The following is a 14,920-nucleotide window of genomic DNA, read 5'->3' as shown; positions in this document are numbered from 1 at the left end:
GCCCCTTCGTGGCAGCGTGGCGCGAAATTGGGCGAAGCCTTGCGCCGCAAGGCTTGGGCGTGGCCGTGGGGCGGATTTTGGAAATAGACCAGTTCAGCAACTAGTTGCTATCTGGCGCGGCGGGGTCGGTGTCCAATCGACCCATGATCAACGCCCTTGAGACCTCCTCCTCCCTCTTCGACCCCTCGGCGGTGCCGCAGGAGATCCGCCTGAATGCCGGCCGGGATGAGCTGGTCGTCACCTGGGATGACGGGCGCCCCCACACCTTCCGGGCCTCCACCCTGCGCACCGCCTGCCGCTGCGCCTGGTGCACCCGCGCCCGGGCCGAGGAACGTCTTCCCACGGGCTTCCCCGGCATCGCCATCACCTCGCTTTCCCCCATCGCCGACTATGCCCTGAACCTGCATTTCTCCGATGGGCATGAGCGCGGCATCTACCCCTTCAGCTATCTGCGCGCCCTCGCGGGGGCCGACCTTGCGGAGCACAGGCCATGAGCGACATCCCCACCGAGATCGTCGAATGCGACATCCTGGTCATTGGCGGCGGCACCGGCGGGCCCATGGCCGCCATCAAGGCCAAGGAGAAGAATCCCGGCCTCAAGGTCGTGCTGATGGAGAAGGCCAATGTGAAGCGCTCCGGCGCGGTCTCCATGGGCATGGACGGGCTGAACAATGCCGTCATCCCCGGCTATGCCACCCCTGAGCAGTATGTGAAGGAAATCACCGTGGCCAACGATGGCATCGTCCATCAGAAGGCGGTGATGGCCTATGCCACCGGCTCCTATCCGATGATCCAGTATCTGGATTCCATCGGCGTGAAGTTCGAGAAGGACGGCTCCGGCGAATACAATGTGCGCAAGGTTCACCACATGGGCACCTATGTGCTGCCCATGCCGGAAGGCCACCACGTCAAGAAGGCGCTCTACCGCCAACTGCGCCGCCTGCAGGTGAACGTCACCAACCGCTACATGGCCACCCGCCTCTTGAATGCGCCGGATGGCCGGATTGCGGGCGCCATCGGGGTGAACACCCGCACCTCCGAGTTTCTGGTGGTCCGCGCCAAGTCGGTGATCCTGGCCTGCGGCGCCGCCGGGCGCCTGGGCCTTCCGGCCTCGGGCTATCTGTTCGGCACCTATGAGAACCCCGCCAATTGCGGCGATGGCTATGCCATGGCCTATCATGCGGGGGCGGGGCTGGCGAACCTCGAATGCTACCAGATCAACCCGCTCATCAAGGACTATAACGGCCCGGCCTGCGCCTATGTGACCGGTCCGTTCGGCGGCTACACCGCCAACAACAAGGGCGAGCGCTTCATCGAGTGCGACTATTGGTCGGGCCAGATGATGAAGGAGTTCTTCGGCGAGCTGGAGAGCGGCAATGGCCCGGTCTTCCTCAAGATGAACCATCTGGCCGAGGAGACCATTTCCGAGATCGAGACCATCCTGCATTCCAACGAGCGGCCCTCCCGCGGCCGCTTCCACGAGAAGCGCGGCACCGATTATCGCCAGCGCATGGTGGAGATGCACATTTCCGAGATCGGCTTCTGCTCCGGCCACTCCGCCTCCGGCGTGTGGGTGGACGAGAATGCCCGCACCACGGTGGACGGCCTCTATGCCGCCGGCGACATGGCGAGCGTGCCGCACAATTACATGCTCGGCGCCTTCGTGAATGGTGGCATTGCCGGGCGCGATGCGGCCGATTACTGCGCCTCCCTCGATCTGCCGGCCTATGACCCGGCCGATGTGCGCGCCGAGCAGGAGCGGGTGCTCGCCCCCACCCGCCGGGCGGACGGGCTGACCCCGTTCGAGATGGAGTTCAAGACCCGCCGCCTGGTGAACGACTATCTCCAGCCGCCGAAGGTCACCGCCAAGTATCACATCGCCCAGGAGCGCTTTGCCGAGATCCGCGACGACCTCCGGCACATGGTGGCGCGTGATCCCCACGAGCTGATGCGGGCGCTGGAGCTGCAATCCATCCTCGACTGCGCCGACATGGCCGCCGCCGCCTCGCTCTATCGCACCGAGAGCCGCTGGGGCCTCTATCACTGGCGGGTGGATCATCCCGCCACCGACAATGAGAACTGGTTCTGCCACACCCTTCTCTACAAGGATGCCAATGGCCGCATGGCCCATCGCAAGCGCGCGGTGGACCCCTATGTGGTGGAGATCCCGGAAGAAGAGATGGGCGCCTACCACCAATTGCGCACCCCGGCCATCGCCGCCGAGTGATCCCCTCGCCCTTTCGGAGCCCGCCATGCCGTTCGCCAACCACACCACCTCCGTTCCCGTCACCGTCGACGACGACAAGTGCATTGCCGAGAAGGGCTGCCGCGTGTGCATCGATGTGTGCCCGCTCGATGTGCTCGCCATCAACCCGGCCTCCGGCAAGGCGCACATGAAGTACGACGAGTGCTGGTATTGCATGCCCTGCGAGGTGGATTGCCCCACCGGCGCGGTGAAGGTCGAAATCCCCTATCTGCTGCGCTGAGGAGGCGGACATGGCGGTCTTCGAGACCTTCGACGACGAACTGGACGAGATCGCGGAGCGCGCCCGCAGCGCTGATGCGGGCATCCGCCGGGTGGCCATGCTGGAGCTGGCTGAGGCGGTGGACCCCGCCGCGGTGGACCTCCTGCTGGAGGGCGTCGTCGATCCCGACGCCATGGTGCGCGAAGCCGCCGCCAAGGCGCTGGACGAGCACCAGGGCGCGCCCGTCGCGCTCGCTCTGATCACGGCCCTCGATGATGACGTGGAGGCGGTGCGCCTTGCCGCCGCCGAGAGCCTGGCCGACAAGAAGGAGCCGGCCAGCGCCGGCGCCCTCATCGAACGGGCGCGCACGGGCAATGCCTTCGTGCGGGCTTCGGCGCTTCGGGCGCTGAAGGAGATGCAGGTGGAGGCCGCCATGCCGGTGGCCCTGTCCGCGCTCTCCGACCCGGAAGTGGCGGTGCGCCGCGAGGCGCTGGGCGTGCTCGGTTATCTGAAGGCCGAGGCGGCCCTGCCGGCGCTCATGATGGCGGCGGGCGATGCTGAGCCCTCCGTGCGGCGCTCGGTCATGGCCTCCCTCGTCTTCGTGCGGCCGGGAACGGCGGGCGTGCCGGCGCTCCTGAAGGGCCTCACCGACCCCAACTGGCAGGTGCGCGAGGAAGCCGCCTTCTCCATCGGCAAGGCCAAGCTGCCGGAGGCGGTGGGCGCGCTGGTCACCGCCGTCGGCGACGAGACCTGGCAGGTGACCGCCAAGGCCATCAATGCCTTGGGCAAGCTCAAGGCCCGAGAGGGCGTGCCGGTGATCGCCGGGACGCTCGGCCACGATCTGTCCAATGTGCGCAAGGAGGCCGCGGCGGCGCTGGGCGAGATTGCCGATCCGGCGGCGGTCGTGGCGCTGGAAGGGGCCTTCGACGATCCCGATCCCGACGTGCGCAAGCTGGTGCGCTGGGCCCTGGAGCGCTGCCGCGCGGCGGCCTGAGGGGCCTGCGGCGCTGGCGGCTTTAGCCTCTAGGATGGTCCTCGCGGCGCTCTTGTGTCGCGGGGATTTTATTTTTTGAAACAGGATGTTGCGCCTCGCTTGCACGGTTGGGTGCCCGGCATGTCTCCCTCCGGTCGGTGGCATCTCCCCTCTCGTCCGCGCTCCGGTTTTGCTCCTCTGACCCATCTTTCTCCTCTGACCCCTCTGCCCCCTCCCTAACCCTCCCCCGCTTTGCGGGAGAGGGGACTGTGGTGTGCCCAGGCGGAACGGTGGCTCTGGGCGTGATGGGCGTCTGTCGTCTCGACCTCTCCACCCGCGTGACAACCTCCCTCTCCCGCGAAGCGGGGGAGGGGCGGGGAGGGGGAAAGGGCGGATGGTGAAGCCCTCTCCTCGCCCAAGCCGTGCTTCGCCCCTTTCCTCAACTCTTCCCGTCACCCCCGGCCCTGCCGTTTTGCCCCCTCCCTAACCCTCCCCCGCCTTGCGGGAGAGGGGACTGCGGTGCGTTTGGTGGGGTGGTGGCTCTGGGCGTGATGGGCGTCTGTCCTCCCGACCTCTCCCCCCGCGCGACAGGCTCCCTCTCCCGCGAAGCGGGGGAGGGGTGGGGAGGGGGAAAGGGCAGGCCGCAAACACTCCAGCACCGACATCCCCGCCATCGGCAGGGGTGGAGGGATGCGGGAGCGGCCAGCGCGCGGCGGCGCGCCAGTTTGGGTAGGGTTAGACGTCGGAGCCGCGCTCCGTCCGCTCCCGCGCGGGGATTTATGGCCTCGGCCCTGCGCCGCGTGGGCAACAGGTTCTCCCATCAGCACCGGCCGAACCAGAACCGGATCGGTGCGCCTGGGCCTTCAGCCTCCTCTGCTAACGGGCGCGAGGTGCGTTAGGCCTCGTCCCGTCGGACACCCGCGCCCGACACCACCCGTCAGGCCGCTCCGGACGCGCCCCTCCTTGGTGCCAGGTGAGACCACCATAGCAGAGGCACGAGGAATTAGGAATATGGTCTAGGATATATTTCTTAAAAAGCCATCTTCGACGGCCCGGTCTCTGTCGCTGCTGCACGAGAGCGATAGGCCCGCAGGCAGTTCGCCAGGGGCGGGCAAGTCCCGGCGCCCGCCCCCCCGGCGTTTCCCCAAAGCCATCCCCGCACGCGGACGTGGATCTGGGCGGGGGCCGGCGATGGGGCCGAGCCCGCAGCGTCCTTGCCTGACATGGGCCGGTGGGAGAAGGCGCCTCCCTGGCGGTTCACTTTTCCCCATTTATTATACTAAACAGATAGACATTATGTAAAAATGATTGGTATGGTTTTTGCGATTGTTCCAGAAAGGAATCTGGAGAGCCGAAATGTTGGCATCGCAAGCTTCGGGAGGGTCCCGGTCCGCGGGTTCCGTCCTTCTGAACGGCAGCACACCGGCCCAGGCCCTGCTGCTGACGGAAAATGCCGCCCTCACCAACGGCCCGCCTCTGCTTTTGCAGCGGCTCAGCCTGAAGGAGCGGGAGGATGTGCTCAAAGAGGGGCAGCGCCGCGTGGTCTATCGCGGCAAGATGCTGTTCTCGCAGGGCACGCCCCATGACGGCATCTTCCTGATCGAGAGCGGGCGCATCCGCGTCTTCTACATCGCCCCCTCGGGCCGCGAGATCACGCTCGCTTATTGGCATGCGGGCAATTTCGTCGGCGGGCCGGAGCTGTTCGGCCAGGGCACCCATGTGTGGTCGGGCGTCGCCGCCGCCAATTCGGTGGTGCTGCATTTGAGCGGCAAGGCCTTGCGCGGCCTCATCACCCGCATTCCCGCTCTGTCCTTCGGGCTCATCGAGGGCCTGACCTTCAAGGGCAAGTGTTATTCCGCGCTCGCCCAGATGCTCGGCACCCGCTCGGTGACGGAACGGCTCGCCCACCTGCTGCTTCACCTGTGCGATGCCTATGGGGTGGAGGAGGGCGGTAAGGTGGTGATCGGCACCGCGCTGACCCATGCGGACCTTGCTCATATGGTGGGCGCCACGCGCCAATGGGTGACCATTTCCCTGAAACGGCTGCAGGCCCAGGGCGTGCTCAGCGCCGAAAAATCCAAGATCGTCGTGCACGAAATCGAGGCGCTGCAAGCATTGCGGGGCGGAAGCTGATCTGACGGCTCTGCGCGCACGGCCTGCCGCATTCAGTGGCAGGCCCCGCTTTTAGGCAACTAATCCACCATCGGGCGCCGTCTTCCTTTGAACCACTCGAAGGAGGGGACGGATGATGAAGGCAAGGCTGGAACAGCCGAGCCTGCGGACCCTCCGCGCATGCCGCAACGCCGGCGCCCTTCCTGAAGAGGTGACATGACATGATCGAACGTGCCCGCTCACCCCTCTCCCGCGTGCCCCTGGCGCTGGCCGCCGGCCTCGCCGCCGGTGTCACCCTGACCGCCGGCACCGTGCTTCCGGCCGCCGCGCAGACCGCGGTGACCATCGGCATCGGCACCCAGGACACCACCACCAATACGGTGACCACCGGCGTCGTCATCCGCGAGCTGAAGCTCCTGGAGAAGTACCTGCCCAAGGATGGCAAATACGCCAATATCAACTTCAAGATGGATTGGCAGAACTTCACCTCCGGCCCGCCCGTGACCAACGGGATGATGGCCGACAAGCTCCAGTTCGGCGGCATGGGTGATTATCCGCTGGTGGTGAACGGCTACACCTTCCAGTCCAATCCCCAGTCCAAGAGCCAGCTGATCGCGGTCGCCGCCTACAACATTTACGGGTCCGGCAACGGCCTGGTGGTGCACAAGGATTCGCCCTATTACGAACTGTCCGACCTGAAGGGCAAGGTGGTCAGCGTGCCGTTCGGCTCCGCCGCCCACGGCATGTTGCTGAAAGCCATGCAGGACAAGAATTGGCCGGCCGATTACTTCCAGCTGGTGAGCCAGAGCCCGGAAGTGGGCTCCACCAACCTCCAGGAAAAGAAGATCGACGGCCACGCCGATTTCGTTCCTTTCGCCGAGCTGCTGCCCTTCCGCGGCTTCGCCCGCAAGATCTTCGACGGCGTGGAAACCAACGCCCCCACCTGGCACGGCGTGGTGGTGCGCACCGACTTCGCGGAAAAGTATCCCGAAGTGGTGGTGGCCTATATCAAGGCCGTCATCGAGGCCAATGACTGGGTGCGCAAGGATCCCAAGGGCGCCGCCGAGAAGATCGCCAAGTGGACCGGCATCGACAAGGAAGTGGTCTATATCTTTCTCGGCCCGGGCGGCATCATGACCATGGACCCCACCATCAAGCCGCAATTGGTGGAAGACGCCGCGCAGGATGCCGCCGTGCTCCAGAAGCTCGGCCGCATGAAGGAATTCGACGTCAAGGCCTGGGTGAACGACACCTATGTGCGCAAGGCCTATGCCGAGCTCGGCCTGGATTATGAAAAGCAGCTGAAGAGCCTCGACAATTACGAGGTCTCCGGCACGGACGAATTCTGCAAGGTGGCGATCTCCGATCCCCGCAAGTCCGGCGAGATCTGGGTGGAAGGCGAGGGCATCAAGCCCTATTCCAGCCCCGCCTGCACACTGGGGGCGCTGGCCGAGCTGAAGGGCCAGGGCAAGAAGATCGCGGTGGCCTATCTGTTCGACACCGCCCGCGGCATCAAGCTGTTCGCCGACCAGGCCTTCTACGCTTCCGCCACCAAGGACGGAAAGACCGTCATCGAGCCCTTCCTCCTGAAGAAGGACGCGGAGGCGGCCGCCGCCAAGTCCGGCGGCAAGGTGCTGGGCTTCGACGAAGCGCTCAAGAGCGCCACCTCCGGACGTGGGTGAGACCATGCTGCACACTGCCCCCACGGCCGTGGCGCCGGTGCCGTCTAAGGACGGCGCCGGGTTGGGCCCGGCCTCCCACGCCACCGTGGTGGCGCCCTCCCGCTTCCAGCGCGCCGAGCCCGCCGCCGGCGCCATCCAATTGCGCCCGCCGCGCCCCGTGCGTCCGGCGCCGGTGGTGGACATGGGCTTTCCCGCCCGCGCCGGCCGCTGGCTGCGGCTCAACCGCGAGGGCATCCGCGCCACCGTGCTCGGCCTCCTGTCCATCGCCTTGTTCGTGGCGCTCTGGCATGTGCTGACCATCAACCGCATGATCGTCTATGTGCGGTTCGTGAACGTGCCCTCGCCCGAGCAGGTCTGGGAGAGCGCGGAGACCGCTTTCCGCAGCACCCGCTTCCTGGATCACATCCTGATCTCCTGCCGCCGCATCCTCATCGGCTTTGCCATCGCCACGGTTACGGCGGTGCCGCTCGGGCTGCTGATGGGGCGCTACAAGATCCTTAAAGAGTTCGTCTTTCCCGTCACCGAGGTGCTGCGGCCCATCCCCGCCATCGCCTGGGTGCCCATGGCCATCATGCTGTGGCCCACCAATGAGGAAAGCATCGTCTTCATCACCTTCCTCGGCTCCTTCTTTCCCATTCTCATCAACACCCTGCACGGCATGGCCACCGTCGACGAAGTGCTGGTGCGCGCCGCCCGCTGCCTCGGCGCGCGGGAGACGGCGACCTTCCGGGAAGTCTATTTCCCCTCCGCCTTGCCGCAGATCTTCACCGGCCTCACCGTGGGCATGGGCGTGGCCTGGGTGTCGCTGATCGCGGCCGAGATGATCTCGGGCCAGTTCGGCATCGGCTATTTCACCTGGGAGGCCTATTCCCTGGTGCAATATTCCGACATTGCGCTGGGCATGATCTGCATCGGCGTGCTGGGCCTTGGCTCCTCGCTGGCCTTGCGGGCATTGGGCCGGCTGGTGACGCCCTGGGCCGCGCGCCGGTGAGCGCCCCTTCCCTTCGAGCGGCCGGCGCACGCGGCGGCCTTTTCAGACCCAGCTTCCAGAGGATGCCGTCATGAGCGCCACCGCACAGAAGGGCCTGATCGAGGTCGCCAACTTCTGCCTCAGCTATGACACGCTGGAGGGCTCCGTCATCGCGGTGGAGGAGGCGGACCTGGTGGTGCGGCCGGGTGAGTTCGTTTCCATCATCGGGCCATCGGGCTGCGGCAAGTCGACCTTGCTGAACGCGGTGGCGGGCTTCCTGAAGCCCACGCGCGGCTCCGTCACCGTGGATGGCGAGGCGGTGAAGGGGCCGGGCGCCGACCGGGGCATGGTGTTCCAGCAATATTCGCTGTTTCCCTGGAAGACCGTGCGGGAAAACGTGGAATTCGGCCTGAAGATGCGCGGCATGGGCCATTCCGAGCGCCAGCGGGCCGCGCGCACGCTTCTGGGGCTGGCCGGCCTCACCGCCTTCGAGGACCAGTATCCCGACCGCCTGTCGGGGGGCATGAAGCAGCGGGTGGGCATCGTGCGCGCGCTCGCCACCGGCCCGCGCGTGCTGCTGCTGGACGAGCCGTTCGGCGCGCTCGATGCCCAGACGCGGCAGATCATGCAGCAGATCCTCACCAATCTCTGGCAGCGGCTGGAAATCTCGGTCCTGTTCGTGACCCACGACATCGACGAGGCCATTTTCCTCTCCGACCGCATCTATGTGATGACCGCCCGTCCCGGCGCCATCAAGGCGGAGGTCACCGTGCCCCTGCCGCGCCCGCGCGATGCCGCCGTGATGGTCTCGCCCGACTTCCTGGCGCTCCGGTCGGAACTCGCCGCCCTCATTCGCGAGGAGAGCCTCAAAGCCATGGGCGGGGAGCTAAACGAGGACGCGCTGAAGGGCTTCGCCATCGACCTCCATGGCGGCACGCTGCCCGATATGCTGTGAGGGTTTTGGGACCGCCCACGGGATGCCGCCGCCGCCTTCGGGCGCGGCGGCATTGTCGTGTCGCGGTCCTGCGCGCGATGGGCAGGGGATTTGGTGAGGCACCGCCGGGCGACAACCATGGTCCGATGAGAGCCAAGTCTTTTTGAAATTAGTTGTCGCGATTTTCATCCCTTGCCTGCCAATAACGCTTCAAGCCTTTAGCATCCAGATGAAACAAACCCTGGATGCGCTCATGGCCTATGTCGTCACCGACAATTGCATTCGCTGCAAATTCATGGATTGCGTCGCAGTCTGCCCCGTGGATTGCTTCTATGAAGGCGAGAACATGCTCGTCATCAATCCCGACGAGTGTATCGACTGCGGGGTGTGCGAGCCGGAATGCCCGGCCGAGGCCATCCTCGCCGATACCGATCCCGCCGCCGAGAAGTGGCTCGCGGTGAATGCCCGCTATGCGGCCCTCTGGCCGAACATCTCGGAAAAGAAGGAGCCGCCGGAGGACGCGCAGGCCTGGATGGGCCGCGCCGACAAGTTCGAGACCGTCTTCTCCGAGGCGCCCGGCGCCGGCGACTGACCCCTTTCAAACGGACCCGACCCACATGAGCAACATCGCCCAGGAGACCGTCCTCGACGTCCGCCACTGGACCGACCGTCTCTTCAGCTTCACCACCACCCGCGACACCGCCTTCCGCTTCAAGCCGGGGCAGTTCACCATGATCGGCCTGGAGGTGGGCGAAAAGCCCTTGCTGCGAGCCTATTCGCTGGCCAGCGCCACCCATGAGGAGCATCTGGAATTCTTCTCCATCAAGGTGCCGGACGGCCCGCTCACCTCGCGCCTGCAGGGGGTGAAGGTGGGCGATCCCATCCTGGTGGGCCGCCGCCCGACGGGCACACTGCTCCTGGACAATCTCAAGCCCGGCAAGCGGCTCTATCTGCTCTCCACAGGCACCGGCCTTGCGCCCTTCGTGTCCATCATCAAGGACCCGGAGACCTATGAGCGCTTCGAGACCGTGATCCTGGTCCATGGCTGCCGGGAGGTGGCGGAGCTGGCCTATGGCGAGGCGGTGGTGGAGGGTGTGCGCACCCACGAATTCCTGGGCGAGCTGGCGGCCGAGAAGCTGCTTTATTATCCCACCGTCACCCGCGAGCCGTTCCGCAATCGCGGCCGCCTCACCGACCTCATGGAGAACGGCACCCTCTTCGCCGATCTCGGCCTGCCGGATCTCGACGTGGAACACGACCGGGCCATGCTGTGCGGCAGCCCGCACATGCTCGCCGACACCCGCGCGCTGTTGGAGGCCCGGTCGTTTGAGGAGGGGGCGGGGCATACGCCCAACCATTTCGTGGTGGAGAAGGCCTTCGCCGAGCGCTGAGGCCGGACCGAAGCCCGGTTTGCGAAGGGGCTCGCCCACCATACGAGACGTCATACCCAGGCTTGTCCCGGGTATCCACGCAGATCCGCAAACACAAGCTTAAGGGAGCCCCGTGGATGGCCGGGACAAGCCCGGCCATGACGGTGCACTTTGACCTGGGCGGGCCTCCGATGCCTTCGGCGCCTTCGTCTCAATTCGAAGCGACGGCGGCCCCTAAACCGCCACCAGCAGCGGTTTCATGGGGCGGATCTCCTCGTCGGCCGCCGTCCAGTCCCGCCACATAAAAATGGCGAAGGGGGCGGGGGTGTCGAGCACCGTCAGGGGGGCGTGCCAGGTGTCGGCCTTCAGCGTGATGCCCTGGCCGGGGCCAGGCAGGAAGGCGCGGGCGACGGCAAGGTCCGGCCCGCCATCGGCTGTGTGGGGCGCCACCAGCACCAGCCAGCGGCAGGGCGCCAGGGGCACGAAGCTCTGGGACGAGAAGACGTGCCGCTCGATCTCAACCAGCGGCACCGGCCGGCCCATCACGGGCGCCGCCAGGATGAGCGAGAGGCTTGGCGGCGCGGCCGGGCGCAGATTGGCCAGCGCCCGGTCAAAATAGGTGCGCCGCCCGGGCTCGGTGGGCACCTCCAGCACATCGCCAAAGGGCGCGAACGCCTCGGCCGTCAGCGGGGCGGCGGCAAGCGGCGTGCTCACGACGCCGGCGCCGTCCCGGCCACCGCCAGCACCGCATGGAGGAGCACATTGGCGCCGGCGGCGCAGTCCGCAGGCGTCGCGTCCTCCAGCTCGTTATGGCTCACTCCGTCCTTGCAGGGCACGAAGATCATGGCCGTGGGCACCATTGTGGCGAGGTGAAAGGCATCATGCCCCGCGCCCGAAACCACGGGCATATGGGAGAGGCCCAGCCCTTCGGCCGCCGCGCGCACGGCGCTTGTCATGTCCGGCGCGAAATGGGTGGGGTCCTTGCGCCAGATGGTGTCGAGCTGGATCTCCACCTTCCGCCGCGCCGCGATCTCCTGCACCTTCGCCATCAGGCCCTGATGCAGCTTTTCCAGGATGTCGGCGTCGGGGGTGCGGAATTCGGCCGGGAAGGTGAGGTCACCGGCAATCACGTTCCGCGAGGGCGTGTCCACCACCACGTCGCCGATGGTGCCCACCGCGTTCGGACCCAGCTCCAAGGCCAGCGCCTCGATGGCGAGCACGATCTCGGAGAAGGCGGCGAGCGCGTCTTTGCGCAGGCGCATGGGGGTGGAGCCGGCATGGCTGGCAAAGCCGACGATGCGGCCCTCATACCAGATGATGCCTTGCCCGTGCTCCACCACGCCGATGGTCTTGCCTTCCGCCTCCAGAATTGGCCCCTGCTCGATATGCACTTCCAGGAAGCCCGAAAGCTTCTGCGCGCCCACGGGGTCGGCGCCCCGATAGCCGATGGCATCCAGCGCTTCGCCGACGCTCACACCCTGCGCGTCGGTGCGGGCGAGGAGCTCTTCCACCGGCATGTCGCCCGCATAGCCGCCCGAGCCCAGCATGGCCGGAGCAAAGCGGGAGCCTTCCTCATTGGTCCAGTTGCACACGCACAGCGGGGTCTCGGTGACAATGCCGGCGTCGTTCAGGGTGCGCACCACTTCCAGCGCGGCGAGCGCGCCGAGCACGCCATCGAACTTGCCGCCGGTGGGCTGGGTGTCCAGGTGCGAGCCGATGCCCAGCGGCGCCTTGCTGGCGTCGCGGCCGGGGCGCACGGCGAACATGTTGCCGAGGCCGTCCACGGTCACCGTGCAGCCGGCCTCTTCCAGGGCGGCGCGATACCAGTCGCGCACCTGCCGGTCTTCCTCCGAAAGGGTGAGGCGCCGCACGCCGCCCTTGGGCGTGCCACCGAAGCGGGCGGTGTCGATGATGTCCCGCCACAGGCGGTCGGCATTGATGGACAGATTCGGCAGATGGGCGCTCATGCGGGGATCATAGCCTTTTCTTCCGCCAGCACGCAGCGGACCATGCGGCCCGGCCCCAGCTCCACCTTGGGCGGAAGGGCCTCCCGGCAGCGGGGCTGCACGAAGGCGCAGCGGGGCGCGAAGGAGCAGGCCGTGGGGGCCTTGTCGAGCGAAGGCGGGGTGCCGGGAATGGTCTCCAGCCGCGCGCCGCGCTTGGCCCCATGCACGGTGGAGGCGAGGAGCCCGCGCGGATAGGGGTGCTCGGGTGTCCGCACGATCTGCGAGAGGCTGCCCGTCTCCACGATCTGGCCGGCATACATGACCGCCACCTTGTCGCAGATCTCGATGGCCACCCCGATGTCATGGGTGACGAAGATCACCGACATGCCCAGCTCCCGCTGCAATTCGCGCAGCAGGAGGAGGATCTGGATCTGCACGGTGGCATCGAGCGCGGTGGTGGGCTCGTCCGCCAGGAGGATCTTGGGGCGGCAGGCCAGCGCCAGGGCAATCATGGCGCGCTGGCGCATGCCGCCGGACATTTCGTGGGGATAGGCGTCCAGCCGCCGCTTGGCGGAGGGAATGCGCACCAGCTCCAGCATTTCCAGCGCCCGGGCCAGGCCCGCCGCGCGGCTCGCGCCCTCGTGGCGCATGACGGATTCCGCGATCTGGTGGCCGATCGTATAGACCGGGTCGAGGGCCAGCGCCGGCTCCTGGAAGATCATGGACACCGTGCGGCCGCGAAAGGCGGAGAGGCTCGCCTCGTCCATGGCCAGCACGTCGTGCCCGGCGACCTTCACCTGCCCGGTGATGGTGGTCTTCTTTTTCGGCAGAAGGCGCATGAGCGCGCGCATGGTCACGCTCTTGCCGGAGCCGGACTCCCCCAGCAGGCCCAGAACCTCGCCTTCCTTGAGGGAGAGCGAGACGCCGTTCACCGCATGCACGGTGCGTTCGCCGGAAAAGCGGATGGTCAGGTCGCGCACATCCACCAAGGGGGCGGCGGTGTCCGGAATGGCAGCGTCCGGGGTGGCTTTCATGCGGGCAACTCCGGCATCTCGTCGTGGAAGTCGGTCTCGCGCTGGAAGGCGCAGCCCAGGCGAACGAGCAATGCCTCGGCGAAAGGCTTGCCCACCACCTGCATGCCGATGGGCAGGCCGGTGGCGGAAAAGCCGCAGGGCAGGCTCACCGCCGGCAGGCCGAGATAATTGACCGGCCGGGTGAAGCGGGTGATGCGCTGGATCATGGCCTCCGCGCCCACCGATCCGCCCACGTCCGTCTCGGCGATGGTGGGGGCGGGGGTGGGGGTGGCCGGGGCGATCCAGGCATCGACGCCCGCCACCGCTTCCAGATGGGCGGCCAGCGCCGGCCCGCGCCAGCGCAGCGCCTCCAGATAGGTGACGGCGGGCACGGCGAAGCCGTTTTCCAGCCGGGCACGGGCCTGCGCCCCATAATCGTGCGGCCGCTCCCGCACCCAGTGGGCATGGAAGGCCGCGGCCTCCGCATTCAGCACCAGTTGCGAGGCGGCGGACAGGCGCGCCTGGTCGGGCAAGGTGACCTCGACGATGCGGGCGCCGGCGCGCTTCAAGGTGGCGATGGTGTCTTCCAGCACCCGCGCCACGTCGGCGTCGAGATCGTCCACATAGAAGGAGGCGGGCACGCCGATGGTGAGGTCGCGCAGCGACCCGTCGATCTCAGCGAGATAATCGGGCACGGGCGCGGTGGACGTGGTGGGGTCCAGCGGATCGGCCCCGGCCATCAAAGCCAGCAGCCGGGCGCAATCCTCCACGGTGCGGGCCATGGGGCCGACCGTGTCGAGGGATTGGGAGAGCGGCATGGCCCCGGCGCGGCTGACAAGGCCCGTGGTGGTCTTGATGCCGGACACCCCGCAGAAATGGGCGGGCATGCGGATGGAGCCACCAGTATCGGAGCCGAGCGCGGCAAAGGTCAGCCGCGCCGCCACCGCCGCGCCGGAGCCGGAGGAGGAGCCCCCCGTCACATGGTCGGTGTTCCAGGGGTTCCGGGCCGGGCCGAAATGCACGTTATGGCCGGTCGGGCCATAGGCGAATTCCACCATGTGCAAGGCGCCGAGCCGCACCGAGCCGGCATCCTTCAGCCGCTGCAAGGCGGTGGAGGTGGTGGGGGCGACAAAATCCCGCCGGATGGCGGAGCCGCAGGTCACCACATGGCCTGCGTCGTAATACATGTCCTTGTGGGCCATCGGCACGCCGTGGAGCGGCCCCGTCGCCACGCCCTTGGCCAGGGCGGCGTCCGCCGCATCGGCGGCGGCGAGTGCCGTTTCCGGCTCGATGGAGATGAAGGCATTCAGCACCGGCTGGAGGCGCTCGATGCGGGCAAGGCAGGCCTGCGTCACCTCGCGGGAGGAGACCTCCTTGGCGGCGATGGCCTCGGCCACGGCGGAGAGCGTCATCAGCGCCGGGTCGGTGTCCTGCATGGGGGCGAGCGAGCGGGTG

14 protein-coding genes are annotated in these 14,920 nt (G+C 67.2%); 10 read left to right on the top strand and 4 right to left on the bottom strand.

From position 1 onward, the window contains the following. Positions 1–143: 143 nt before the first annotated feature. From PV781_RS07795 to PV781_RS07750, 10 genes are all read left to right on the top strand, one after another. A complete protein-coding gene (locus tag PV781_RS07795) occupies positions 144–494 on the top strand; it encodes a DUF971 domain-containing protein (protein ID WP_274775063.1) in 351 nt (116 codons plus the stop codon). Continuing rightward, positions 491–2,227, top strand: coding sequence for a fumarate reductase/succinate dehydrogenase flavoprotein subunit (locus tag PV781_RS07790; RefSeq protein ID WP_274775062.1), 1,737 nt, complete (start codon positions 491–493; stop codon positions 2,225–2,227). Before PV781_RS07795 ends, PV781_RS07790 begins: the two co-directional genes overlap by 4 nt. Before the next feature lie 25 nt (positions 2,228–2,252). Then, positions 2,253–2,486 (top strand): 4Fe-4S dicluster domain-containing protein, encoded by a 234-nt coding sequence (locus tag PV781_RS07785; protein ID WP_024277657.1) that lies wholly within the window; start codon positions 2,253–2,255, stop codon positions 2,484–2,486. A gap of 10 nt (positions 2,487–2,496) precedes the next feature. Beyond that, a complete protein-coding gene (locus tag PV781_RS07780) occupies positions 2,497–3,459 on the top strand; it encodes a HEAT repeat domain-containing protein (RefSeq protein ID WP_274775061.1) in 963 nt (320 codons plus the stop codon). Between the two features lie 1,335 nt (positions 3,460–4,794). Continuing rightward, complete coding sequence (locus tag PV781_RS07775; RefSeq protein WP_274775060.1) at positions 4,795–5,571, top strand: Crp/Fnr family transcriptional regulator; 777 nt, start codon at positions 4,795–4,797, stop codon at positions 5,569–5,571. A 200-nt stretch (positions 5,572–5,771) separates the two neighbouring features. Then, positions 5,772–7,232 (top strand): ABC transporter substrate-binding protein, encoded by a 1,461-nt coding sequence (locus PV781_RS07770; protein WP_274775059.1) that lies wholly within the window; start codon positions 5,772–5,774, stop codon positions 7,230–7,232. Between the two features lie 4 nt (positions 7,233–7,236). Next, complete coding sequence (locus PV781_RS07765) at positions 7,237–8,223, top strand: ABC transporter permease (protein ID WP_274775058.1); 987 nt, start codon at positions 7,237–7,239, stop codon at positions 8,221–8,223. A 70-nt stretch (positions 8,224–8,293) separates the two neighbouring features. Then, complete coding sequence (locus PV781_RS07760) at positions 8,294–9,157, top strand: ABC transporter ATP-binding protein (RefSeq protein WP_209102220.1); 864 nt, start codon at positions 8,294–8,296, stop codon at positions 9,155–9,157. A 232-nt stretch (positions 9,158–9,389) separates the two neighbouring features. Then, the gene (gene fdxA, locus PV781_RS07755; RefSeq protein WP_209102222.1) at positions 9,390–9,728 is read left to right on the top strand and encodes a ferredoxin FdxA; all 339 of its coding nucleotides are present in this window, start codon (positions 9,390–9,392) and stop codon (positions 9,726–9,728) included. Between the two features lie 25 nt (positions 9,729–9,753). Then, positions 9,754–10,527: a ferredoxin--NADP reductase gene (locus PV781_RS07750; RefSeq protein ID WP_274775057.1), complete on the top strand. Its 774-nt coding sequence runs from the start codon at positions 9,754–9,756 to the stop codon at positions 10,525–10,527. Positions 10,528–10,740: 213 nt separating this feature from the next. On the opposite strand, the gene PV781_RS07745 is transcribed toward PV781_RS07750, so the two are convergent. The 4 genes from PV781_RS07745 to PV781_RS07730 are packed head-to-tail and all read right to left on the bottom strand — an operon-like array spanning position 10,741 to position 14,901. After that, complete coding sequence (locus tag PV781_RS07745) at positions 10,741–11,220, bottom strand: ureidoglycolate lyase (protein WP_274775056.1); 480 nt, start codon at positions 11,218–11,220, stop codon at positions 10,741–10,743. Continuing rightward, positions 11,217–12,473 carry a Zn-dependent hydrolase gene (locus tag PV781_RS07740; protein ID WP_274775055.1) on the bottom strand — a complete coding sequence of 419 codons (1,257 nt, stop codon included), beginning with the start codon at positions 12,471–12,473 and terminating at the stop codon, positions 11,217–11,219. Before PV781_RS07740 ends, PV781_RS07745 begins: the two co-directional genes overlap by 4 nt. Next, entirely contained in the window at positions 12,470–13,486 is a 1,017-nt protein-coding gene (locus tag PV781_RS07735; RefSeq protein WP_274775054.1) for an ABC transporter ATP-binding protein, read from the bottom strand. The genes PV781_RS07740 and PV781_RS07735 overlap by 4 nt, the downstream gene beginning before the upstream one ends. Next, entirely contained in the window at positions 13,483–14,901 is a 1,419-nt protein-coding gene (locus PV781_RS07730; protein ID WP_274775180.1) for an amidase, read from the bottom strand. The genes PV781_RS07735 and PV781_RS07730 overlap by 4 nt, the downstream gene beginning before the upstream one ends. Positions 14,902–14,920 lie beyond the last annotated feature (19 nt).

The organism is Aquabacter sediminis (assembly GCF_028863665.1).
In the GTDB taxonomy this organism is placed as follows: Bacteria; Pseudomonadota; Alphaproteobacteria; order Rhizobiales; family Xanthobacteraceae; genus L1I39.
The sequence above is the reverse complement of the archived record's forward strand: the minus strand, read 5'-3'. Positions and strand labels throughout refer to the sequence as shown.

Coding starts and splice junctions, on each gene's coding strand:
- PV781_RS07795 (WP_274775063.1), top strand. CDS start 144: ATGATCAACGCCCTTGAGACCTCCTCCTCCCTCTTCGACCCCTCGGCG.
- PV781_RS07790 (WP_274775062.1), top strand. CDS start 491: ATGAGCGACATCCCCACCGAGATCGTCGAATGCGACATCCTGGTCATT.
- PV781_RS07785 (WP_024277657.1), top strand. CDS start 2,253: ATGCCGTTCGCCAACCACACCACCTCCGTTCCCGTCACCGTCGACGAC.
- PV781_RS07780 (WP_274775061.1), top strand. CDS start 2,497: ATGGCGGTCTTCGAGACCTTCGACGACGAACTGGACGAGATCGCGGAG.
- PV781_RS07775 (WP_274775060.1), top strand. CDS start 4,795: ATGTTGGCATCGCAAGCTTCGGGAGGGTCCCGGTCCGCGGGTTCCGTC.
- PV781_RS07770 (WP_274775059.1), top strand. CDS start 5,772: ATGATCGAACGTGCCCGCTCACCCCTCTCCCGCGTGCCCCTGGCGCTG.
- PV781_RS07765 (WP_274775058.1), top strand. CDS start 7,237: ATGCTGCACACTGCCCCCACGGCCGTGGCGCCGGTGCCGTCTAAGGAC.
- PV781_RS07760 (WP_209102220.1), top strand. CDS start 8,294: ATGAGCGCCACCGCACAGAAGGGCCTGATCGAGGTCGCCAACTTCTGC.
- fdxA (WP_209102222.1), top strand. CDS start 9,390: ATGGCCTATGTCGTCACCGACAATTGCATTCGCTGCAAATTCATGGAT.
- PV781_RS07750 (WP_274775057.1), top strand. CDS start 9,754: ATGAGCAACATCGCCCAGGAGACCGTCCTCGACGTCCGCCACTGGACC.
- PV781_RS07740 (WP_274775055.1), bottom strand. CDS start 12,473: ATGAGCGCCCATCTGCCGAATCTGTCCATCAATGCCGACCGCCTGTGG.
- PV781_RS07735 (WP_274775054.1), bottom strand. CDS start 13,486: ATGAAAGCCACCCCGGACGCTGCCATTCCGGACACCGCCGCCCCCTTG.
- PV781_RS07730 (WP_274775180.1), bottom strand. CDS start 14,901: ATGCAGGACACCGACCCGGCGCTGATGACGCTCTCCGCCGTGGCCGAG.